The sequence below is a fragment of the Sphingomonas sp. 35-24ZXX genome (assembly GCF_000786215.1).
Taxonomy (GTDB): domain Bacteria; phylum Pseudomonadota; class Alphaproteobacteria; order Sphingomonadales; family Sphingomonadaceae; genus Blastomonas.
This window is the reverse complement of sequence record NZ_JROG01000004.1, coordinates 521,538-543,903: the sequence shown is the minus strand read 5'-3', so window position 1 is coordinate 543,903 and position 22,366 is coordinate 521,538. Positions and strand designations below refer to the sequence as shown.

At 62.8% G+C, this 22,366-nt stretch carries 25 protein-coding genes; 11 read left to right on the top strand and 14 right to left on the bottom strand.

Going from position 1 to position 22,366, the window contains the following annotated elements; translation table 11 throughout:
* Positions 1-3: 3 nt before the first annotated feature.
* From LI72_RS10670 to LI72_RS10635, 8 genes are all read right to left on the bottom strand, one after another.
* Positions 4-741, bottom strand: coding sequence for an SDR family oxidoreductase (locus LI72_RS10670; RefSeq protein ID WP_033925827.1), 738 nt, complete (start codon positions 739-741; stop codon positions 4-6).
* A gap of 81 nt (positions 742-822) precedes the next feature.
* Entirely contained in the window at positions 823-1,644 is an 822-nt protein-coding gene (locus LI72_RS10665) for a TauD/TfdA dioxygenase family protein (RefSeq protein WP_033925826.1), read from the bottom strand.
* Between the two features lie 4 nt (positions 1,645-1,648).
* A complete protein-coding gene (locus LI72_RS10660; RefSeq protein WP_033925825.1) occupies positions 1,649-2,431 on the bottom strand; it encodes a hypothetical protein in 783 nt (260 codons plus the stop codon).
* A gap of 22 nt (positions 2,432-2,453) precedes the next feature.
* Positions 2,454-3,215: an SDR family NAD(P)-dependent oxidoreductase gene (locus LI72_RS10655; protein WP_033925824.1), complete on the bottom strand. Its 762-nt coding sequence runs from the start codon at positions 3,213-3,215 to the stop codon at positions 2,454-2,456.
* Between the two features lie 14 nt (positions 3,216-3,229).
* Positions 3,230-3,628: a nuclear transport factor 2 family protein gene (locus LI72_RS10650; RefSeq protein ID WP_052129725.1), complete on the bottom strand. Its 399-nt coding sequence runs from the start codon at positions 3,626-3,628 to the stop codon at positions 3,230-3,232.
* A gap of 14 nt (positions 3,629-3,642) precedes the next feature.
* Complete coding sequence (locus LI72_RS10645) at positions 3,643-5,337, bottom strand: class I adenylate-forming enzyme family protein (RefSeq protein ID WP_033925822.1); 1,695 nt, start codon at positions 5,335-5,337, stop codon at positions 3,643-3,645.
* Between the two features lie 19 nt (positions 5,338-5,356).
* Entirely contained in the window at positions 5,357-6,340 is a 984-nt protein-coding gene (gene acuI / locus LI72_RS10640; RefSeq protein ID WP_033925821.1) for an acrylyl-CoA reductase (NADPH), read from the bottom strand.
* Positions 6,341-6,374: 34 nt separating this feature from the next.
* Entirely contained in the window at positions 6,375-7,238 is an 864-nt protein-coding gene (locus LI72_RS10635; RefSeq protein WP_231562433.1) for a TetR/AcrR family transcriptional regulator, read from the bottom strand.
* A 156-nt stretch (positions 7,239-7,394) separates the two neighbouring features.
* Here LI72_RS10635 and LI72_RS10630 point away from each other — a divergent pair, with 156 nt between their 5' ends.
* The 5 genes from LI72_RS10630 to LI72_RS10610 all read left to right on the top strand — a co-directional run bounded on the left by LI72_RS10630 (position 7,395) and on the right by LI72_RS10610 (position 11,108).
* Positions 7,395-8,585 (top strand): aromatic ring-hydroxylating oxygenase subunit alpha, encoded by a 1,191-nt coding sequence (locus LI72_RS10630; RefSeq protein ID WP_231562432.1) that lies wholly within the window; start codon positions 7,395-7,397, stop codon positions 8,583-8,585.
* On the top strand, positions 8,582-8,920 hold the full coding sequence (locus tag LI72_RS10625) for a hypothetical protein (RefSeq protein WP_052129723.1): 339 nt from the start codon (positions 8,582-8,584) through the stop codon (positions 8,918-8,920). Before LI72_RS10630 ends, LI72_RS10625 begins: the two co-directional genes overlap by 4 nt.
* Positions 8,921-9,063: 143 nt before the next feature.
* Positions 9,064-9,366 carry a DUF1330 domain-containing protein gene (locus LI72_RS10620; RefSeq protein WP_033925820.1) on the top strand — a complete coding sequence of 101 codons (303 nt, stop codon included), beginning with the start codon at positions 9,064-9,066 and terminating at the stop codon, positions 9,364-9,366.
* Between the two features lie 15 nt (positions 9,367-9,381).
* Complete coding sequence (locus LI72_RS19065) at positions 9,382-9,921, top strand: MarR family winged helix-turn-helix transcriptional regulator (protein WP_081984853.1); 540 nt, start codon at positions 9,382-9,384, stop codon at positions 9,919-9,921.
* A 74-nt stretch (positions 9,922-9,995) separates the two neighbouring features.
* Positions 9,996-11,108 carry an NADH:flavin oxidoreductase gene (locus LI72_RS10610; protein WP_033925819.1) on the top strand — a complete coding sequence of 371 codons (1,113 nt, stop codon included), beginning with the start codon at positions 9,996-9,998 and terminating at the stop codon, positions 11,106-11,108.
* A 47-nt stretch (positions 11,109-11,155) separates the two neighbouring features.
* On the opposite strand, the gene LI72_RS10605 is transcribed toward LI72_RS10610, so the two are convergent.
* From LI72_RS10605 to LI72_RS10590, 4 genes are all read right to left on the bottom strand, one after another.
* The gene (locus LI72_RS10605; protein ID WP_033925818.1) at positions 11,156-11,917 is read right to left on the bottom strand and encodes a 3-hydroxyacyl-CoA dehydrogenase; all 762 of its coding nucleotides are present in this window, start codon (positions 11,915-11,917) and stop codon (positions 11,156-11,158) included.
* A 100-nt stretch (positions 11,918-12,017) separates the two neighbouring features.
* Positions 12,018-13,145 (bottom strand): acyl-CoA dehydrogenase family protein, encoded by a 1,128-nt coding sequence (locus LI72_RS10600; RefSeq protein WP_033925817.1) that lies wholly within the window; start codon positions 13,143-13,145, stop codon positions 12,018-12,020.
* 140 nt (positions 13,146-13,285) lie between these two features.
* Positions 13,286-14,083 carry an SDR family NAD(P)-dependent oxidoreductase gene (locus LI72_RS10595; protein WP_033925816.1) on the bottom strand — a complete coding sequence of 266 codons (798 nt, stop codon included), beginning with the start codon at positions 14,081-14,083 and terminating at the stop codon, positions 13,286-13,288.
* Positions 14,080-14,553: a VOC family protein gene (locus tag LI72_RS10590; RefSeq protein WP_033926295.1), complete on the bottom strand. Its 474-nt coding sequence runs from the start codon at positions 14,551-14,553 to the stop codon at positions 14,080-14,082. The genes LI72_RS10595 and LI72_RS10590 overlap by 4 nt, the downstream gene beginning before the upstream one ends.
* A gap of 150 nt (positions 14,554-14,703) precedes the next feature.
* Between LI72_RS10590 and LI72_RS10585 the strand changes: the two genes are divergently transcribed.
* Genes LI72_RS10585 through LI72_RS10575 form a run of 3 tightly spaced genes read left to right on the top strand, consistent with a single transcriptional unit; the run spans position 14,704 to position 17,792 of the window.
* Positions 14,704-15,528: an SDR family NAD(P)-dependent oxidoreductase gene (locus LI72_RS10585; RefSeq protein ID WP_033926294.1), complete on the top strand. Its 825-nt coding sequence runs from the start codon at positions 14,704-14,706 to the stop codon at positions 15,526-15,528.
* Positions 15,529-15,537: 9 nt separating this feature from the next.
* Positions 15,538-16,545: a zinc-dependent alcohol dehydrogenase gene (locus LI72_RS10580; protein WP_033925815.1), complete on the top strand. Its 1,008-nt coding sequence runs from the start codon at positions 15,538-15,540 to the stop codon at positions 16,543-16,545.
* 2 nt (positions 16,546-16,547) lie between these two features.
* Complete coding sequence (locus tag LI72_RS10575; RefSeq protein ID WP_033925814.1) at positions 16,548-17,792, top strand: MBL fold metallo-hydrolase; 1,245 nt, start codon at positions 16,548-16,550, stop codon at positions 17,790-17,792.
* 9 nt (positions 17,793-17,801) lie between these two features.
* Here the strand turns inward: LI72_RS10575 and LI72_RS10570 are convergent, their stop codons facing one another.
* Positions 17,802-18,437, bottom strand: coding sequence for a TetR/AcrR family transcriptional regulator (locus LI72_RS10570; RefSeq protein ID WP_231562431.1), 636 nt, complete (start codon positions 18,435-18,437; stop codon positions 17,802-17,804).
* Positions 18,438-18,560: 123 nt separating this feature from the next.
* Here LI72_RS10570 and LI72_RS10565 point away from each other — a divergent pair, with 123 nt between their 5' ends.
* The 3 genes from LI72_RS10565 (at position 18,561) to LI72_RS10555 (ending at position 21,364) form a co-directional block, all read left to right on the top strand.
* Positions 18,561-18,893, top strand: a complete 333-nt coding sequence (locus LI72_RS10565; RefSeq protein WP_331378332.1) for a 2Fe-2S iron-sulfur cluster-binding protein — start codon at positions 18,561-18,563, stop codon at positions 18,891-18,893.
* Between the two features lie 14 nt (positions 18,894-18,907).
* Positions 18,908-20,155 carry a cytochrome P450 gene (locus tag LI72_RS10560; protein WP_033925812.1) on the top strand — a complete coding sequence of 416 codons (1,248 nt, stop codon included), beginning with the start codon at positions 18,908-18,910 and terminating at the stop codon, positions 20,153-20,155.
* A 63-nt stretch (positions 20,156-20,218) separates the two neighbouring features.
* Positions 20,219-21,364 (top strand): sulfotransferase family protein, encoded by a 1,146-nt coding sequence (locus tag LI72_RS10555; protein ID WP_033925811.1) that lies wholly within the window; start codon positions 20,219-20,221, stop codon positions 21,362-21,364.
* Between the two features lie 109 nt (positions 21,365-21,473).
* Here the strand turns inward: LI72_RS10555 and LI72_RS10550 are convergent, their stop codons facing one another.
* A complete protein-coding gene (locus tag LI72_RS10550) occupies positions 21,474-22,292 on the bottom strand; it encodes a sterol desaturase family protein (RefSeq protein WP_052129720.1) in 819 nt (272 codons plus the stop codon).
* Positions 22,293-22,366: the final 74 nt, after the last annotated feature.

Here is a 22,366-nt window from a genome sequence, read left to right as displayed (position 1 = left end):
TCGTCATGGGCGACGACCGTTGATCGAGACGAGATTGAGATGCATGTCGGCAGGCATGTCGAGAATGGCGCGGAAGGCATCGGTCACCGAGTTGTAGTGCGACGTTCCCTTCTCGCGCAGGTTGATGCCGACCTGCGCGGCAGCGGCCCCGAAGCGCATGGAAACCTCGATCGGCCAGGGGGCACCCGTCTTCGTCTCGTCGAACATCTGGCCGGCCCGAACCACGGTGACGCGAACGCCCTCTGCCTCCAGCTCTCGCGCCCACATTTCGGACATCAGCTCGACCGCATGCTTGGTGGAGGCATAAAGCCACAGCATCGGCGTCTTGAGGACCGAGCTTTCGCTGGTGACATTGACGACCATGCCGCCATCGCGCAGCAGCGGCAGCGCCTCGCGGGCGCAATAGACAGGGCCGGCCAGGTTGATGCCGACGATGCTCTGGACCAGTTCGTCGGTCGCCTCGGCCAAGGTGAACGGCCAGTACACGCCCGCATTGTTGATAAGCACGTCGATCTTCGCATGATGCCGGGCGACCTCCGCAAAGGCGGACCGTACCGATGCCGGATCGGCCACATCGCATTCGATTGCTAGGGCGGGTGCGCCCAACTCGTCGGCGACGGCCTGCACCTTGGACAGTGTTCGGCCGAGCAGCACGACGGTTTCACCGTCTCTCGCAAAGCGCCGCGCCAGCGCCCGGCCAAGGCCGTCGCCGCCGCCGGTAATTACAATCGTCTTGCCCATGCGTCTCTCCTCATGCTCTTCCTATCTTGCCGGGAGTCAATGTCGAGGCGACCCCCTCCACAATCGCGGAAGCGATAGATTTCAGACCGCCATGCGCTGTCTCGCCGCCTCAAGCTGCTCCATGAAGTTGTGCGTACCCAGCGCGACGCGACGCAGGATACGCCGGCCGTCCGACGGGGGGGACGGCACCGTGCGCGCATGCTGCAGGGCTAGGTTGTCCCATACCACCAGATCGCCCGGCACCCATTGGTGAACATAATGGACGGCAGGGTCGTAAATGGTGTCGAAAATGGTCTTGAGCATCGCGTCGCTAGCCTCAACTGACAAGCCATCGATCCGCGTGACGTAGTTTTCGCACACGAACAGGAACGACCTGCCGGTACGCCGATGCCGCATGCATGCCGGATGACGAGCGGTGAGCACCGGCCAATCGAGCGCCATGTCTTCAGGGGCTTCGTAGCGGTGTTCGACCGAAAGGTCACGCAGATGGTCCTGGATTGCGGCAGGCAGCCTGTCCCAGCCCACGGCATTGCTGATGAAGGTTGTCGAAGTGGCAACTTCGGGAAGTTCAAGCGGATACAGGCTCAAGCCCTCCAGCGGATGATCGACGAAACAGATGTCGGAATGAAACGGCAGCAACAGGCTGCCTGTCGGCTCGCTGTTATCCAGCACGGTCCAGGGATTGCCATCGGCATCAAGATTGGCCCCCACCGGCCCGAACCAGCCGACGATCTCCACCTGCCGCTGCGGTGTCAGGCCATGCGCGCCTTCGAAGATCAGAAGGTGGTGCGTGTCATAGGCCTCGCGCAAGGCGCCTATGGCATGGTCCGATCGCTCATGCTCGAAATCGAAACCGCTGATACGGGCCCCGAAACCCACTTCGAGGGGCGTGATGGTCAGCATCGCATCAGGCTCCTTTCTCCCGAAAATCGGGGGGGTAGACGGAAAGATCACCAGCATAGGCCATGCCGCCGTCCCAGAAGTCGGGGCCGCTGATCTTCCGGAAGAAATGGACAGTTCGCGCGAACGACCCGGCCTTGGACCGGGGCTCCATCTGATCCCCGCTGGGGCTTACTCCGCGCGCGCGCGCGCTGAAATCCTTGATCGAGAACAGCAGATCATCGGTCTGATGGCCGCACATCACGATCTCGCTGCCGGGGCAGAAGCGGCGCGGCTCGATCTGCACATCGGCCAGCCGTCCGCGGCGCATCGCTGCGAAGCCGGGAACGCGGCAGACCTCGGGGATGTGAATCTCGTCGTACCAGCGGTGATATTCCTCTTCCATGCCGGCGACGAAATTGGCCGGAATCACGAACATGCTAGAGAACGGTCGGTGAGGCTGGTGGTTCGGCCCGGATTTCCAGTCCGAATACATTCGGTAGCTGTAGATGCGTTCGGTCTCGCGGGCGTCGTCGATAAGCCCGTCGTCGCGTACTGCTGCCAGCAACGGTCCCAGTGCAGGCAGATCGATTTCGGGCTGGCTCAGTTCGAAATCATAGACACTCATGTAGCGCCAGGGCTGTGCGATATCGGGCATGATCTGCTCGGCAGTCAGTTCGAACCGGTCGGCTGACCGAAATCCCCGCAACCGGGCCAGATCTCGCCGGTGCTCGCCCTCGAACCAGGCCGCATATTCATCCTCACGGCCCTCGGCCGCATTGTGGAAGTGGATGGTCGTGTAGAGGGTCATGGCACCGTTCCCCTTTGCCCCGTCAGATCCGGAACCCGCGCATCTGGTTGCCGCCGTCGCAAAGCAGCACCTGCGCATTGATGAAGCTTCCTTCCGGCGAAGCGAGGAAGACAGCCATGTTGGCAATGTCTTCAGCCGTACCCTGGCGTTTGACCATCTGCATGGCCTTGAGTCGCTGCCAGTTCTCCTCAGGCACGCCATCCTTGGCAGCAGGCGTTTCCATCAGCCCAGGCGCGATACCGACACAGCGCACCTCATCGGAAGCGAACTGCATGGCCATGGCATGGGTAAAGACGTTGAGCGCCGCCTTGGTAATTCCGTATGCGGTCGCAGGCTGGTAGCTAGCCATCGAGCTCTTGTTGATGATCAGGCCCTTGGCGGATGCAAGCGCCGGACGCAGCGCCTCTGCCAGCAGCAGCGGCCCCAGGGTATTGACCGCCAGGAAATGCTGCCATTTCGCCATGCCCAGGCCGAAAAAGCCGCGCGCAATCTCGCCCATGTGCAGGCCGGCATTGTTGATCAGCACATCGACTGCGGCGTGCTGCCCGATCACTTCGGCGGCGAAGCGGTTGATGTCATCCTCGCTTGCCATATCGCAGCGATGGCAGGATGCGGTGCCGCCCGCGTTCTCGACCAGCGTGCGGGTTTCCGCCATCCCGGCCTCGGCGATGTCGGCAAGCACGACATGCGCGCCGCGACTGCCGAAAGCCAGGGCATGGGCCCGGCCGAGCCCTGCCGCTCCGCCAGTGACGACGACAACGCGCCCGGAAAAGTCATCGGTCATAAAGCTGTGCCCTGTCATTCGTAGCGGGTGAAGCCGACATGGCTGATCCGCCAGCCGTCAGGCGTCTTGCGGAACCGGTCGCTATAGCGGCCCACGACCAGCATGGTTTCGCCGTCGCGGCGGCGCGAGTGGACCGAGATCGTCCAATCACCGGCCGCGTCGTCACCCGAAATCTCGATCCTGGGGGATCCGAGCATGTGGATCATCCATTCCGATCCGCCACCGATGGCATTGGCCATGAAGCCCGCCAGCTTGTCGGGGCTGTCAAACTGGACGAACCCGTAATCGGCCGTTGCATCCGGCACGAAATAGCCGACAAGTTCGGTCATGGCCCCTTCGGGATCCTGCGACGAGCGGTCGCTCGTGGCGCAATAGCGCGCTTTCAGATTGGCAATCTCCAGGGCATCATCCATTGTCGGCTCTCCTGTCATCCACCTTCAAGGCGCGCCACGGCCAGGGCACGCAAATCGGCGGTCTTGATCTTGGCGCTGCCGGTCAGTGCAAGGTCTTCCTCGGCAAAGAACAGCACGCGACGCGGCACCTTGAAGCTGGCGAGCGTCTGGCGGGCAACGGATTGAATGGCGGCTTCATCCAGGTCTGCACCGTCATGCAGCACCACACAGGCCACCACCAGCTCGCCCAGCGTATCGTGCGGCACGCCGACGGTCTGCACCGCCTTGATGCCGGGGATGGTCTTGAGCACCGAATCGATCTCTACCGGTGAAACATTGGCCCCGCCGGTCTTGATGATGTCATTGAGCCGGCCGTGCCAAAAAAGGCGTCCCTCGGCATCGACATGGCCGGAATCGCCGGTTCTGAAAAAGCCCTCGGCATCGAGCGTATCGGCCAGCGGAACGCCGACATAGCCCAGCATCAGCGTCGGGCCCTTGACCGCGATCTCGCCGCGTTCGCCCTGCGGCACGACAGCGCCAGAAAGCGGATCGACGATCTTGATGGTGTTGCCGGGGCACGGGAGACCATGGCTGCCTGCGATGACCTCTTCGGGCGTGTTGGCCGGATAGGCCGTCATCAGGGTAAAGGTCTCGGTATTGCCGAAAGCGGCATAGGGCTCGCGCCAGGTCGATCGAACGGTTGGATGAGCGGCGATCGGCGACTTGCAGTCCATATAGACCAGCGAGGAAAGGTCCGCGCTGCCCCAGTTGGGTGCGGCAATCAGCTGCTCCCATTGATGTGGCCAGGCCAGCACCATAGTGGCCCGTTCCCGCTCGATCAGCGTCAACGCCTCCTGGGCATGGAAGGTCGATTGCAGGACAAGGCAGCCGCCCGATGTCAATGCACCGCCCAGCGCCATTGAAAAGTTGCCCGACCAGAAAAAGCCATTGGCCGACCAGACCCGGACGTCGCCCTCGCCCACGCGATACCATTTTGGCCAGCGCCACAGCTGCAGGGTGACGCCGCGATGGGCGGACAGGATTCCCTTGGGCAGCGCGGTGGAGCCCGAGGAGAAAAACAAGACCCCGGGATCGGCAGGCCTCACTCCGGCAGCACGCGCATCGACCAGCTCCTGCGCGATACGGTTGCCGCGTGCGACGAAACTTTCCCAGGCCTCGATGGCGCCACGCGGGTTGCCGCCCACAACGGCACAATGCGTGAGGAAGGGATAGCGCGCCGACGCAATTGCCCCGGGACTGGACGCTGCAATCGCAGGTTCCAGATCGCAAAGTATCTGAGCAAAGTCCTTCTTCAGCACCTGCCCCTCGACCAGCAGCACCGACACGGCTGAGGCCTCGAGCAGATGATCGAGTTCGGAAGCCGTGGAAAAGGTGCTAAACGTTGTCGCAACACCCCCTGCCAACGCGATTCCGAACGTGGCCGAAAGAAATTCCGGCCGGTTCGTCATCAGGACGCCGACCCGCGTGCCCTTGGCAACACCGCAACCGACCAGCGCGCGGGCAACGGCATTGGCCCTTTCCCAGAGCTGGGCATAGGTCCAGCTGATCCTCGTCCCTTTTTCCAGGCCACCATCATGATAGACCAGACATTCGGCATCGCCTCCCCTTTCGCAGGCTGAGCGCAGCCACCCCGTCAGGGTAAGCTCGCCCAACCCGTCCTCTTCCTCGAGCGATATGCCCGTGAGGATCGAAAGCGGTTTTTCCGTCATGGCCCGAACAGCGCCCCTTTTACCGGTTTACGTCAACGATGACCCGGCCGCGCACCTTTCCGGCGAGCAGATCGGCGGCCATGGCAGGCGCCTCCGCCAGCCCGATTTCGGCGCCGATCACTTCAATCAGTGCGGGATCGAGATCACGCGCCAACCGGTCCCATGCCGCCAGGCGCAACGCCTTGGGTGCCATGACGCTGTCGACCCCCAACAGCCGCACCCCGCGCAGGATGAACGGCATCACGGTGGCGGGGAAATCAGCACCCTGCGCCAGACCGCAGGCGGCCACCGCACCGCCATAGCGCGTCTGGGCGAAGGCATTGGCCAGTGTGTGGCTTCCGACGGCATCGACAACGCCTGCCCAGCGCTCCTTGGCCAGCGGACGTCCCGGAGCCGACAGCTCGGCCCGGTCGATCACCGCATCAGCGCCCAGCTGCTTCAGATATTCTTCCTCGGTGGCCTTGCCGGTCGATCCGACCACCGTGAAACCCGCCTTTTTCAGAAGGGCCACAGCGACGCTACCGACCCCGCCGGTGGCACCGGTGACCAGAATTTCGCCCTGGTCGGGCGACACGCCCGCCTTGACCAGCGCATCGACGCACAGCGCGGCGGTATAGCCCGCAGTGCCGATGCCCATAGCCTGCCGTTCACTGAACGCCGAGGGCAGCGGTACCAGCCAGTCGCCCTTCAGCCTGGCCACCTGCGACAACCCGCCCCAATGCGTCTCGCCGACGCCCCAGCCATTGAGCACCACCCTGTCGCCGGGCTTCCAGTCGGCATGGTCCGAGCTGCGCACCGTCCCGGCAAGATCGATGCCTGGCACCATGGGAAACTTGCGGACCACAGGCGAACTGCCCGTGATGGCCAGCCCATCCTTGAAATTGAGCGTCGAAAAGGCAACGTCGATGGTGACATCACCTTCGGGGAGCTGCGTTTCGTCGAGCTGCTTGAGCGCGACGCTCTGGCCGCTGTCGTCCTTGTCGATCACGATGGCATTGAACATGGTTTTCCCTTTTCGAGTGTCTTGTCGGATGAAGTCATTCCCCGGCCGGGTCGGGCTCCCCGTCGGCCGTACCCACGATGGTCGCCGGAACCTTGTCCAGCCGCACCGTGCCGTGCAGCGACAGCCGCAGCATCTCGCGCGCGAACCGGTCGGCCAGGGCGTTACATTCAGCCTCGTCGGTGCTGTGGGCGCGCGCCCAGACTGGCCAGAGAAAATGCCCTGCCAATGTCAGGATCGAAAACACCTCGACATCGATATTGGGCTGCGCGAACTCGGTCGCGGCAAACCGGCCGATCGAACCTGCATATTCGCGCCAGAAGATGTCCTGCGAGGGGTCATCGGCTGCCAGGATCTGGAGGAACCAGACCCTGCACAGTTCGGGATTGTCCATGGCGAACCGCGCCAGGTTGCGGGTAACGGCATGCATGTCGACCTGCTCGACCCGACGCTCTTCCGGTGCATCGGGGTCTCCCAGGACGGCCCGGTAAAGCTTGTCGGAAACATGCGCGATGGTTTCCTCGATGAGCTTCTCGCGGGTTTGGAAATGCTGATAGGCCGTGCCGCGGTTGACCCCGGCGAGCAAGGCCACTGAAGAGAGGCTTACGCCGATCGGCCCATCGCGGGCAAGCAGGCGCGACGCGGCATCCAGGATCACGACCCGCGTGGCTTCGCGATCGCGAGGTCGGCGCGCCTTCGCCTGCTTGATCGTACTGCCCATGACTCGCCCCTGCCTGCCGTTGTCGCCACCGGATGTGCCATTCATAAGAAACTGCCTCCTCATCCTGTCAACGCCAGCGGACCGCCGACCAGCTTTCATCGCCATAGCGTCGTTGCACTTCAGGGTGCGAAACTGCCGGGATACGGGAACGATGCGCAAGCGCATCGTCACGGCGATCATGTCCAGATGGCTCGCCGGGAGTGTTTTTGGGCAGGGCGTGCCCTGTTACCAAAGTGCGGATTTCCGGGATGGCCGCAAAGGACAACCGGTCATCCACCGGGCCCGCCAGGTCTGACCAAGGCGTGCAGGACGCGGAAACGCAAGGTGAGGACAGCCGTGGCAACAGAACCGGTCTTTGCATCCATAGGGCAAGGCGATGTCGATTTTCTCGGGCGCGATCCCGTTCCGGCCAGGCCCTATTACGATCCGGCCTGGTACGAACTCGAGCGCAAGGCCATCTTCCTGCGCAATTGGATCGAGATCGGCCATGTCTGCGAACTGCCCCAGCCCGGCAGCTTCATCCGCCGGGAACTGGAATTTGCCGGTGCCTCGTTGCTGATCGTGCATGGCAAGGACGGGGTGATCCGTGCGTTCCACAATGTCTGCACGCATCGTGGAACCCAGCTGACCCAGGAAGCCGAAGGCAGGACATCGACGTTTTCCTGCCCCTATCATCGCTGGTCGTTCGGACTGGACGGTGCGCTGCTTTCCGCGCCCGATTTCGAGAGCTTCGGACTAGCCAAGGCCGATTGCGCGCTGTCCCGGATACGGCTGGAGCAATGCGCGGGGCTGCTATTCGTGAACCTGTCAGACGATGCCCCACCGCTGCGTGATTGGCTGAACGGGCTGGCCGAAGAACTGGAGACCCTGCCCGTTGCCCAGGCAACGACGTTCAGCGAGTATGTCTATGACATCAATGCCAACTGGAAGCTGACATACGACAATTTCCAGGAAAACTATCACCTGCGCTTCATCCACCCGAAAACCGGCCAGGCCACGTTCAGTCCGGACAATCCCTATGGCTATCCCGTCCGTTATCGCTTCTTCGGCCCGCACCGCACTCAGACCATCTGGTCGAACCCCGAGCCGCGCATCACGCCGCTGCAGCGCATAGCAATGGGCAAGGCAATGGCTTCCGCCCTGCAACGCGGAATTGCCGGCGGACCGAACGGACGGGAATATCTGGCGCTGTTCCCCAATTTCTTCATCCTCGGCACACCGGCCCCGCATTTCAGCCATGTCGTCTATCCGCTCGGCCCCACCCGGTCGCGCGGCGTCATCCGGCTCTACTGGGTGGGCGACGACGCCAATGCCAGCGAACGCTTTGCCCGCGAATATGTCATGGCCACCGCTCGCGATGTGCATGCCGAGGACAGGGCCGTGATCGAGGCGGGCCAGCGCGGGCTTTCCAGCGGCGCGCTCAAGCATATCCATTTCCAGACGCAGGAGGCGCTTTGCCGTCATCTGTTCGTCTCGGTCCAGGAGGCCGTGCACCAATATTGCGATGAACATGGAGAACAGCCATGAACGCAACATTGCCTCCGCCATTCGGCGATCTGGAATATCTGACAGAGTCCTGGGCGCTGCCGACCAGCGCGCTTCGCGATGCACGGCGAAGTGAGTCAACTGCGGGCGAACGGTCCGCCTTTCACGATGCCATGGCACCGCGTCTGGAAGAAGCACTTGCATGGCTTGACCAGCAGCCGCTTGCCACGCTGGACCAGCCGGCCACCAATCTGATGAACCTCTGCCTGATGCTGGCGCATGTTGCACTGGCGGTGGAAACCCAGGCCGACGACGAGCCGCGCCATGCGCCGCACCGGGCGGCGATGCAGATAACCCGCACCCCGGCGGATGCATGAAGACCCCGACTTGTTCTAGCGAGCAGGCCGAGCATCTGGCCGACGCGGCCGCGCAGATTGATCGCACGGACGATTGCGCTTGCGATTGCGCCAGCCCCCGTCCGGTGGAAAGCTGCGGCCATTGCCGTTGAGGAGCCTACCCGATGCCCGCCTATATCATCGTCACGCGCGAGAGCCCGGTCCGCGACGAAGCGCGGTTTGCCGAATATGGCAGGCTGAACCGCAACAACGCTGCCCAGTTCCAGTCGGAGTTCGGCATCAAGCCGCTGAGCGTCTACGGTCAGGTCGAGCCTCTCGAAGGTGCCGCCCCAGACGGCATCGTGCTGCTGGAGTTTCCGACCGTGGAAAAGGCGCGCGCCTGGTATCACAGCCCCGCCTATCAGGAAGCATTGAAGCTGAGGCTGGGAACGGCGGACTGGCGCATGACGCTGGTCGAGGGACTCTGAACGGGTTCGAGGCTGATGCCACCGCGCCCTCCCGACCGGCCGGTCGCGCAGATGGAGGCCGCCCGGACCTTTTTCGGCCCGCTAGGCTTTGCGATGGAGCCGGTTGGGGCGCTATGGCATCTGCTCAAGGTGGCCCAGCTTGCACAGACCGATCTCGACCGCATCCTTGCAGACCAGGGCATCAGCTATGCCGATTTCCAGTTGCTCGGCGCGCTGATGATGGCCGATCCTGAGCCGCTACGGCCAAGCGACATAGCGCCCAGGCTCAATGTGTCGATTGCGGTACTCTCGGTGCGCTGCCGCAAGCTCGCCGCCAAAGGCCTGATCGAGCGGCAGAGCGGACATGCTGACCGCCGCAGCGCGCCGGTCCGTCTGACCCAGGAGGGAGCAAGGCTCGTCCATGTCTGCGCCGCCATGCTCGAGCAGCGCGGACAATTTCTGCAGCATTACGGCCAGATCGCGAAACAGGACAGGGCCGTGGTCGATCGTGTGCTGAGAGACCTGCACGCAAGGCTTGACCGGGATTTCCAGCCCGTCACGAGGCCGGACGTTTAGCCCCCTAAACAATCGCCGCTTGGCCATATCCCTCATTCGCCTGCATCAGACGAGCGGACGAAGGAACCGCGATCATGGCAGACATCACCCCCTTGTTTAAGCCGCTGCGCATCAAGTCGATGCAACTTGCCAACCGCATTGTCATGGCGCCAATGACGAGGGGTTTTGCCGTCAATGGCCATGTCGGCCAGGGCCATGTCGATTATTATAGACGCCGCATCGAAGGCGGGGCGGCACTGGTCGTTACTGAGGGGGTCACCATCGACAGACCAGCGGCGGCCAACGAACCGCATGTGCCACGCTTTCACGGAGAGATGCTGGATGGCTGGCAGCCGGTGGTCGAGGCCGTGCATGCTGCGGGCGGTGCGATCGCGCCGCAAATCTGGCACACCGGCTCGGTCGAGAGCAAGACCACCGACTGGCAGCCTGATGTTCCGGTGGAAAGCCCGTCAGGTCTGATCATGCCGGGCGAGGCGCGCGGCCAGGCGATGAGCGAGGAGGATATTGCCGATACCGTTGCGGCCTTTGCGAGGGCCGCAGCCGATGCAAAGCGCCTGGGGTTCGATTGCGTGGAGGTGCACGGCGCGCATGGCTATCTGGTCGACCAGTTCTTCTGGTCCGGCACCAATGTCCGCGGCGATCACTGGAATGGCCCCAGCCTTGCCGACCGAACCCGCTTTGCGGCCGAAATCATTCGGCAGATCCGGGCGGCGGTGGGCGAGGAGTTTCCCCTCATCCTGCGCGTCAGCCAGTGGAAGCAACAGGACTACAGCGTCAGGCTTGCCCCAAGTCCGGCAGAGGTCGAGGCCTGGCTAGGCCCGCTGGTGTTCGCCGGGGCGGACGTCCTGCACTGCTCGCAGCGCCGTTTCTGGGAACCGGAATTTCCCGAGATCGATGGTGAGCAAGGGCTCAATTTCGCTGGCTGGGTGAAGAAGCTGACGGGTGCCGTCACAATCAGTGTGGGGTCAGTCGGGCTGGATGGCGATTTCCTCAAGGTGTTCGAAGGTGCGGTTGCCGGACCGGCACGGATCGATGGCCTGCTGGACCGCATGGACCGCGACGAGTTCGACCTCATCGCCGTGGGCCGCGCGCTGATCGTCGATCCGGGCTGGCCAACCAAGGTCCGAACGGGCCGTTTCGACGACATGATCCCGTTCACGCCCGATGCGCTGGCCAGCCTGGCCTGACCCATTGCGAAACGGGCACCGCCAGGCGGCTGCGCCCGCAATGGCCATCAGCGTGGTGCCATGCGGATGGCACCGTCGAGACGGATCACCTCGCCATTGAGCATCGGGTTGATGATGATGCTCTCGACCAGCCGCGCATATTCTTCCGGCTTGCCCAGACGGCTGGGGAACGGCACCTGCTGCCCCAGCGAGTCCTGAGCGTCCTGCGGCAACGAGGCCAGCATCGGCGTCCAGAAAATGCCGGGCGCGATGGTCATGACCCGGATGCCGGAACGCGCCAGCTCGCGAGCGATCGGCAACGTCATGCCGACCACGCCGGCCTTGGATGCGCTATAGGCCGCCTGTCCGATCTGCCCTTCGAAGGCCGCGACGCTCGCAGTATTGATGATGACCCCGCGCTCCTCGCCCAGCGGATCAGCGGCAGCGGCGCGGGCGCTGAACTTGGACAGCATGTTGAACGACCCGATAAGGTTGATCGTTACTATCTTCCTGAAATGATCGAGTGGCATGGCAGCACCATCGCGACCGATGACCTTGGCTGGGGGAGCAATGCCTGCGCAATTGACCAGAATGCGGGCCACACCATGCGCGTCCTCTGCCTGCGCCAGCAGCGCTTCCACCGCAGCCTCGTCGGTCACATCAGCACGCACGAACAGTCCGCCAATGGCCTTGGCATTGGCCTCTCCTCGCTCCGCATCAAGGTCGACGACGGTAACTCTTGCACCGCGTGCAGCCAACATTTCCGCGGTTGCCTGGCCGAGGCCAGAAGCGCCGCCGGTGACAATGGCGGCCAGTCCGTTGATGTCCATGTCTTTCTGTCCTTTCCAAGAGTTTCATCCGCAGACGCGCCGCTGCCGTTGGACCGGCTGGATTACGCCTGCGGCAAGGCTGAACCGCTGTGATTGCTGTTCAAAGGTCCCGCGCGATGACCATGCGCTGGATGTCGGAAGTGCCCTCGTAGATCTGGCAAACCCGGACATCGCGGTAGATCTTGGCCACGCCATATTCTTCGAGATAACCATAGCCGCCCAGCGTCTGCAGCGCCCCGGTCACAACTTCCTCGGCCGTTTCGGAGGCGACCAGCTTGGCCATCGACGCCTGCTTGAGGCAGGAAACGCCGGTGTCCTTTACCGCTGCCGCGTGCAGCACTAGCTGACGCGCGGCTTCAAGCTTGGCGGCAAGGCCTGCCAGCCGGTGACCGACCGCCTGATGCTCGATGATAGGCATCCCGAAGCTCTTGCGTTCGCGGGCATAATCGACAGCAATCGCCATCGCGGCGTCAGCCATGCCGATGCACTGCGCGGCAATGCCGATGCGCCCCGCCTCCAGATTGGACAGCGCGATGCGATAACCCTCACCCGGCTCGCCCAGCATCAGTTCATCGGCCACGAACATTTCATCAAAGCGGATGGCGCAGGTGTCCGACGCACCCTGGCCCAGCTTGTGCTCGACCTTGTCGACCGAATAGCCCGGCGTGTCGGTAGGCACCAGAAACGCGCTGATGCCCCGCTTGCCCGCGTCCGGGTCGGTCACGGCAAAGACGATCGCAATCTTTGCGATCCGTCCGTTGGAGATGAATTGCTTCGATCCGGTAATACGCCAGCCGCCTTCTGCCCGCACTGCGCGAGTGCGCAAGGCGGACGCATCCGATCCGGCCTCGCTCTCGGTCAGCGCAAAGGCACCGGTGCCCTGCCCCGATACCAGCATAGGCAAGAAGCGCTCCCGCTGCGCATCGCTGCCGTATTTCAGCAGCGCAGTCACGATCAGGCTGTTGTGGATCGACACGATGGTGGAAAGCGCGCCGTCGCCCGCCGCCAGTTCGATCAGCGCCAGCGCGTAGGACACCGAATCCAGGCCTACCCCGCCGTGATCCTCGGGCGCGATCATGCCCATCATGCCCAGTTCCGCCATATCGAGGAACAGTTGCGGAGGGTAGGTCCCGGCCTTTTCGAAGGCAAAGGCGTTCGGCCTTACCTGCTCCTGCGCAAAGGCTCGCACCGTATCGCGCACCGCAATCTGAGTATCGGTCAGAATCATGTGTTCGGTTCCTGCATTTTCGCCCCCGGGACCATGCCGGTGCGACGGCTATAAGGGCATTGCAGCCCGCGCGGCGAGCCTCGGCAAGATCAAGCCCTGCGGGAACCGCCACGGCGATATGACCCCGCCCCCCGGCACGCTCAGTCCATCCGGTAGCGTGTCTGCGGCTCCAGCGAACGGGTCATCAGCTCCACTGCCTTGCGCCTGGGCATGCCGCGCATCGCGATGAAGCCCTGCATGTGCTCCGGCGGCACCAGAACCGGCCCCTGATCGAGATGGCTGAGTGCATAATCGACCACGTCCTCGGGCTCGGCCGCAGGTACACCGCTGTTGGCGTGCAGTTCGACCTGCTCAAGCTTTGGTGTCCGGGTACGACCGATCATCAGCACGGCAACATTGATGCCCTGTGGTGCCAGTTCGGCCCAGAGGCCTTCGCCGAAGGTCTGGGTGAAACTCTTGACACCTGCATAGACTGAGAGGTTCTTGCACCCGGCAATAGCCCCGAGCGACCCGACCAGAATGATGGCACCGCGCCCGCGCGCCACCATGCCGCGCGCGAAATGCTGCGACAACAGGGTCTGTCCAACCACATTCAGGCGGATATTGGCCAGCGCTTCCCCAATCGGCTGATCGACCAGCGGCACCGGACCGCCCGCTGCTCCGGCATTGTAGACCAGCGTGCCGATCTCCAACCCGTCCGTCGCGGCGGAGATGCTCGCGAGCATGTCTTCATGCGCAAGATCAAGCGAGAGGGTGCGCACCTCCACGGCATGCGCGGCGCGGAGGGCAGTTGCTGCAGCCTCGAGCCTGAGGGCATTGCGCGCCACGAGCAGCAGGTTGATTCCCGCCTCGGCGAGCCGTTCGGCAAACGCGGCGCCCACCCCTTCCGAGCCACCGGCAACCAGCGCCCAGGGCCCATGCCGCCCGGCGCAGATCATGCCACCGGACCGCCCAGTTGCGCCCAGCGGGTATCGTTCATCCAGACATATTCGAGATAATGGCCGCACACCGCGCGCGCATCGAGATAGAGAAACTTGAGCGCATCGCCCTCAATCGCACGTTCGAGCACGACCGGTAGGTCTTGCGCATCCACGGCGGCGCGAAAGGCATCCCAGTCGGCCACGCGCATCGCCACATGGTGGAAATGCATCACGCCGCCATTGTCGACAAAATTGGCGTAGATACCCGATTCATCGATCAGCGGCTGGATCAGCTCGAACTGGAACGCATCAACCCATACAAAGGCAAGCCTCGTCACCTGCCACGCCGGGCCTTCGGGTGTCGAGAGCACCTGCTCCGCCTCGAACGGGCCTATGATCCGGGCATCGCTACGCGCGGAAAACTGCGCCAGTGCAGCATCGATGTCCGCACAGATATAGCCGTTCTGAAACACCTTGCCCTGGAACATCCTGCCCGTCTCCTCGATGGCTGCAGCGATAACAGCGATCCGCGCCGCGTGTCTCCATGCCCAGCGCCATTCATCGCAGTGACGATTGCTCCGGGGCTGGCAACTGACCGCCTGCTTGGGCATGGATGGCGACCATATAGGAGGATGCGCATGACCAAGGGTTTGTTCGATTGCAGCGGCAAGGTCACGCTGGTGACAGGCGGCAATGGCGGAATTGGCCTGGGCTTCGCCCGGGGCGTAGCCAAGATGGGCGGCAATATCGCGATCTGGGCCCGCAATGCGGAAAAGAACGCGGAAGCCAAGGCCGATCTTGAGGCTGCTGGTGCGGGCCGGGTCATGACCTATCAGGTCGATGTCTCGTCTGAACAGGCGATCGTCGATGGCTATGACAAGCTGCTGGCCGATTTCGGGCGGGTGGACTGCGTGTTCGCCAATTCCGGCCGCGCGTCGCGCTCGCGTTCGGTTCTGACGCTCGATGCGGACGAATGGCATGATCTGCTTGCCGTGAACCTGCATGGCGCGTTCTTCACTCTGCGCGAAGGCGCCAAGGCTATGGTCGCGCGGGCAGAGGCCGGTGAGCCTGGGGGTAGCCTGGTCTATTGCGGCAGCCTGTCGATGGTGCACGGCATTGCCGGGATCAACAATTATGCGGCATCCAAGGGCGGCATGGGGGCCGTCGTGCGCGGCATGGCATCGGAACTCGGCAAATACCAGATCCGCGCCAACACGATCGCACCTGGTTATATCAAGACCGGCATCGGTGCGGACCAGGGCATGAGCGAGGAAATGAAGGCGCGCATGGCGCAGGTCGATGCGCATTTCTCTGCCAAGACGCCGATTCATCGCCCCGGCACGATCGAGGATTTCGAGGGTATCGGTGCCTATCTCTGCTCGGATGCCTCGTCCTTCCACTCGGGCGACACGATCTTCATCGATGGTGCAAGCCATATCCACGCGCCTTACGCCTTCAACTGAGGACCAGCCATGGGACACCTGCTGACGATTCACGATGTCGACGACGTCCGCCTGGACAGCTACACCCGGCCCGATCCCGGACCCAAGGATGTGCTGGTCCGGATGAAGGCCTGTGGCATCTGCGGCAGCGACCTGTCCTACATCAAGAATGGCGGCATTCCCCTTCCCGGCACCAGGACCGCGCTGGGACATGAGGGGGCGGGCGAGATCATGTATGTCGGCCCGGAGGTTTCGGGCATCGAGATCGGGCAGCCGGTGATCGTCAACCCCATGAACACACCCAGCTATATCGGCAGCGGCGGACCCGAAGGCGCGTTTACCGAGGAACTGCTGGTGCGCGAGGCACGTGCAGGCGATTCGATCCTGCCCATTCCCGAGGGCGTATCCTACGACGTGGCCGCGATGTGCGAACCGCTGGCCGTGGCGCTGCACGGCGTGAACCGCGCGCAGATTTCGGCAGGGGACAAGCTGGTCGTGTTCGGCTGCGGTCCGATAGGCCTGGGCATGGTGCTATGGGCCGTGGACCGGGGCTGCGACGTGATCGCGCTCGATCTCGCCGAGGAACGGCTGGAACGGGCACGGGCGCTTGGCGCACGCACGGTCAACCCGAAAACCGAGGATGCCGATGCACGGATCAAGGAATTGCATGGCACGACAAAGGTGTTCGGGCGCGAAAAGGCAGGGACCGATGCCTATATCGACGCCGCCGGTGCGCCTTCGATCCTGGCGCAGGTGGTGGGCCTCGCCAAGACCCATGCCCGCCATGTCATCACGGCGGCCTATCTGAAACCGATCGAACTGCCGGCAGGGCCGATGCTGACGACTGAAATGACGATCACGACGGCTGTCGGCTATCCGACCGAGTTTCCGGAGGTGGTTGCTGCCATGCCGCGCCTCAAGGACAAGATCGCCGCCCTGATCAGCCACCGCCTGCCCTTCGGCCAAGTCATCGAGGGATTGAAAATCGCCGCGACGCCGCAATCGGCCAAGGTGATGATCGAGTTTGGAGAATCGTGACGATGTCGGAGGAGAAGAAGCCGGCGCTCGCCGGTCTGGTCCGCGCCGGTGAGGCGCAGGCCGAAGCGACGGCGATTACCGATTTCATTTTCCAGGTAAACGATATCTCCAACCTGTATCTCGTCACCACCCAGGATGGCGACGTTCTGGTCAACACCGGCTTCATGGACAATGCCGAGCGCAATGTCGGATTGTTGGCCCCGCATCGCAGCGGCCCCGTGCGCAAGATCGTGCTGACCCAGAGCCATGCCGATCATTTTGGCGGCCTCGACGCGTTCCGGGAGGATGGTACAGAGATCATCGGCGGACCCGGATTTGCCGAGGCTTGGGCCGACATGAAGCGGCTTCAGCCGTTTTTCGGGCCGCGCAGTGCCAAGCTGTGGGCCAGCACCCTGCGCAGAGGCGGCACGCCCAAGCCGCCGCCCGAGGTCAGACTCGACCTGGAAATCGATCGCAGCCACGAATTCACCGTGGGGGGGCGGCGCTTCCAGCTGATCCATGCGCCGGAAGGCGAAACGGTGGACAATCTCATTGTCTGGCTGCCCGACGACCGCATTGCCTTCACTGGCAACCTTGTAGGCCCGGTCTGGCTGTCGATGCCGTTCTTCTGCACGTTGCGCGGCGACAAGCCGCGCGCGGTCTGGAACACGCTGAAGTCCCTGCGCAAGCTGCGCGACCTCAATGCGGACATCGTGATCACCGGCCATGGCGAGCCGATCCGGGGAGCAGATCGCATTGCGGCGGATATCGACCGGATGATCGGCGCGATCACCTGGGTCCGCGACTATACGCTCGACGGCATGAATGCCGGGCGCACCGTGCACGAACTGATGCGCGATGCCCGGCTGCCAGAGCAGCTCGTCATCGGCGAATATCACGGCAAGCTCAGCTGGGCGGTCAAGACGATCTGGGACCAATATGCGGGATGGTTCCATTACGAGGATGGCACGACCGAGCTCTACGGCGTTCCGCGATCCGCGATAAACGCCGATATCGTTGCTCTTGCCGGAGCCGATGCGCTGGCCGACCGGGCGGCGGCCCACCTTGCCGACAACCGGCCGCTTGAGGCGATCCATCTGACCGATATCATCCTTTCGGCTCGGCCCGATCACCGTGCAACCCTGGAAACTCGCAAAGCGGCGCACGAGCGCCTCCTTTGCGACAGCACGGCGGGCAATCTTTCCGAAACGATGTGGCTGCGATCCGAAATTGCCGACGCCGAAAGGCGGCTGGAAGCACTGGGCTGAAACGCCTGCTCAGGCCGCTATCGCACGCCTGGCAAATTCCCAGATCTCTGCGGCCAAGGTCTCGCGCCTCTGCCTGTTCTGGCGCTCGCTCTCCCCGTCGAGCAACTCGCTGTGCACGGTTGTGGAAACGAGGTTGTAAACCAGCATGGCCATGGCTGCGGAATCACCGTCGCGCACTTCACCCCGCGCCATGCCCCTGGCGATTTCGCGGTCGATCAGGTCGACCAGCGGCGCGATCGTCCGCTTGAGGTCCGCCGGTCGCGTATCCGCCAGCCGCAGATGTTCCCGCGACAGGGCCGCGCTGCGCCGGCTTGTCTCCCAGCTGCCATCGGGTCCATCGTTGGCGCGCCCCATGACAATGCCGCAAACGATGAGCTTCAGTCGATCCATCGCAGGGGCGATGCCCGCCATTTCGCGCGCAAACAGCGCCGCAGCAGACGCCAGTGTACGCGCGAACACCTCCAGCATCAGCTCGTCCTTGCTGTCGAACCGGTCATAAAATGCCCGGCGGGCCAGCCCGGTGCGTGCGAGAACCGCCCGGATTGTAAGCCCTTCCAGCCCGACTTCGTCCAGCAGCTGATAGGCTGCCTCGACGAGCGCATCACCACGCCCGTCAAACGCCATTGTCGCCGTATCGATTTGCACCCCCGGTATCTCCATGCAGCCCCCGCACCGATGATTTGCCCTTTGCAAGCGAGCGTATCGCGCTGTAAACCCCCTGTCGAGAACGCTGTTCTCACCAAGATTGAATTTCAGCATCCGGAGAGAATGGGAATGGGCAAGGTGACCTATATAGGCGCGGACGGGGCCAGCACGACGATCGATGTCCCGGAAGGCGAAAGCGTGATGCGCGGGGCCGTGTACAACGAAGTCGAAGGCATTGTCGGGGAATGCGGCGGCGGTCTCGCCTGCGCGACATGCCATTGCTATGTCGACGAGGCCTGGGCCGAACAGCTTGGCACGCCGCCATCAAAGGACGAGCGCGAACTGCTCGAATCCGCTTCAGCCGAATTGCGTCCCACCAGCCGTCTGTCGTGCCAGATCATCATGGCCCCCGCCTTTGACGGTCTCATCGTGCATCTCCCCGCATCCCAGTACTGACAAGGAACGGCATTATGGCGATCGATGTTCTGAACCCCAGCCCGCCCACCTTCCAGCGCCGTGTCGGCATGGATCAGGTACCCCCGCACGTGCCCAAAGAGCTTGTGCATTCCGCCGGCATTACTTTCGGCCCTGATTTTCTGGCTGCCCCGCATGCCTTCATGGCGGCGATGCACGAGAAATTCCCTCCGCTATTCTATGATGTCAGCCCGTTCGGAAACGCGTGGACGGCGATCAAGCACGAAGATGCCCTCCATATCCTGCGCAACGCAGAGGTCTTTTCGAACGAGGGCGCGACGCCTTTCCCGCGCGATCCGGATGACTATTTCTACTTCATCCCTCAGGAGATCGAGCCGCCTCAGCATCGCAAGTACCGGATGATCGTCGATTCGATGTTCTCGCCCCAAGGCGTGGCAGGGCTTGAAACTCAGATGCGCCAGCTAGCCAACGAACTGATCGACAAGGTCATCGACAAGGGTGAGTGCGACTTTACAGAAGCCTTTGGCCGGCCCTTCCCGGTGACGATCTTCCTGCGGCTCATGGGCCTGCCGGTGGACATGACGGACACCTTTGTCGAATGGGCTGTGGCGCTGCTGCATTCCAACGACCGCGCGATCATGGCCGAGACGCTGAAGACGATCTCGGTCTATCTCAAGTCTGCCATTGCGGAAAAGCAGGCCAATCCGGATGACGGTGTGGTCAGCCGCATTGCCCATGCCGAGATCGACGGACGACCTATGTCGGACAAGGAAATCTTCGGTTTCGTCGCCTTCCTGTTCATCGGCGGACTGGACACGGTTTTCGCGACGCTGAACAATATCTGGCTGTGGATGGCCGAGAACCCCGACCGCCGTGCCGAAATCAACGCCGATCCCGAGAATATCAATGCCCAGGTCGAGGAACTGCTGCGCGTGCATTCGGTGACCTTTTCGGGTCGCACCGTGACGCGCGATTTCGAGCTGCGCGGCGTGCAGTTGAAGGCTGGCGACAAGATCACCTGCCTGCTGCCGGCCTGCAACTTCGATCCGGATGTCTTCCCCAATCCGACAGTGGTCGATTTCCATCGGCCAAAGAAGATCGTGCTCGCCTTTACCGTCGGTGTGCACAGCTGCATGGGAGCGCACCTCGCACGCCTCGAAACCAAGGTCGCGATGCAGGAATGGCTCAAGCGCATTCCCGATTTTGCGGTCAAGCCGGACACCAAGATCGTCTACCGACCGGGTGGGGTCGTCGGGCCGCATCATTTGCCGCTGGTCTGGTGACGCCACGGCGATAACTGGTCCGCGCCGGTTGCAAGCTCCGGCGCGGACCAATAGCCAAGGCGTATGTTGAACGCAGAAAACTTGCTCGCCGCCGCCCGCGAACAGACCGGGCTGGCAGATTTTGGGGATCCCAGCTTCCGCGAGGGCCTTGATGCCCTGGTCAACGCGCTGAACAGTGAGGGGAAGCTGAGCGAAGCAGGCGAAGGCCGGGTTGCGGGAAGCATCACCGCCACGCTGGCCCAGCGCCTGAGGGTCGAGGACTATCTGGCGGCCAATCCGGCGCTGCTCGATGCACCCGTCGAACAACCCACCTTCCTCTTCGGGCTGCCGCGGACCGGAACCACCCTGGCGATCAACCTGTTATCCGCCGATCCCAGCCGCCGTGTTTTCATGCGCTGGGAGGCCTTTGCCACCGTGCCGCCCGCGGCTCCTGGCGAACTGCGCACCGATCCCCGCTGTCTCGCAGAACAGGCCCGGCTTGACGGGACCAAGCAATACATGCCGCATATCGCAGCAATGCACTGGGAAAATGCCGACAGTTCGACCGAATGCCAGTTCGCGATGTCGCCGACCTTCTGTGCGCAGGTCTATGAATCGCAATATGACATTCCCAGCTATTCGGACTGGTTTCACAATACCGACTACCTGCCTGCCTTCCGCTACCACAAGCGGCTCATGCAGTTGCTCCAGGGCAATAATGGCGGTCACTGGACCTTCAAGAACCCCTGGCATCCGCTCTATCTGGACGCGCTGACCACGGTCTATCCAGATGCACAGCTCATCATGACTCACCGCGATCCGGCCGATGTGGTGGCCTCCGCGTGCAGCCTGATCTTCGCGGTGCGCAAGATGTTTTCCGACCAGGTCGATCCGCTGGCCTGTGCCCGTGCACAGATGCGCACGTTCGATCTGATGATCGAGCGGGTGAAGGCATTCGAGGACAAGCATGGCCGCGATGCCATCCACCATATCGAATACAAGGCGCTGGTCAGCGACCCGATTGGCGAGATGAAAAAGGCCTATGCCCGGTTCGGCAAGCCGTTCACTGCCGAGGTCGAGGCTGTGATGCAGGCCGTGCTCGACGAGAACCCTCAGGGCAAGCATGGCAAGCATGCCTATAGCCTGGAAGATTACGGTCTCACCCGCGACCAAGTTTATGACCATTTCGCCGACTATATCGACCGGTACGATATCGTCACGAAGCGCTAGGCAAGCGCGCTTCTGCTGATGAAACAAAGCGGCGCGCAGATTGCAGTCGGCGCGCCGTTTCGTTGTTCATGAGCTTCTGGCACCCGGCAGCCTGGGCATCGCCGGCCGGTCAGCTCACCGGGGCAGCCGCCCCCTCGACGGATCCGGCCTTGCGTTGCACCGCCGCGCGGTCCTTCACCGTTGCCATTTCCTCCTCGTATTTCGGGCGCATGGTTCCGCAGATACGATCCCAGATCGTCGTGTAGCCGCCGAAATTGACGCGAAAATATTTGTGGTGCTGGTCGTGGAAAGTGGCGGTGATGAACCATTTGGTCGCCCAGCTCCGGTTCCACCAGCGTGGCATCAGCTCATAGCCGGAATGGACATAGAGCCCCATGATGACATTGGTTGGCGTGATCAGCGCCATCGCCTGTTCGTGCACGGGCCAGACAAAGGCCATTCCGGTCAGGAAGATCGGCACGAAACCGCCATTGATGATCGATTCGATCGGATTGACCGAAAAGGTCGTCAGCAGGTTGGGCGAGGTCGAGAAATGGTGCAGCTTGTGGACATAGCTGTAGACCGGTTCGTTATGCATCCAGCGGTGCAGCCAGTAGAACCACGTGTCGAACAGGAAGAAATACAGCGCATATTGGATGGCTACTTGCCACCAGGCGACCGGTCCCTTGTCGACCGCGATCCAGCCATTGGCGAGCAGCCAGGTCATGGCGCCGCCGATAAGCGTACCCGACACTGCGACGTTGATGACCGCAAACAGGCCTTCGTTGCGGAAGGTCTTCCACTTGAAGCCGCGTGGCTGGATCTTGCGGGCCTTGAAATAGCCGCTAACCACACCGGCCAGGAGCCCTGCGCCGATAAACAGGATAAACCACAGCCGCAGAGATTCCTCGCCGCTGAAGAGAAACAGGATCTGGTCCCACGGGTTCATGCGCTAACATTCCTACAGGCAGACGAGGCCTGGGCGAGCCAGGATCGTGCAGGTGTTCTCGGAAGATCATCACC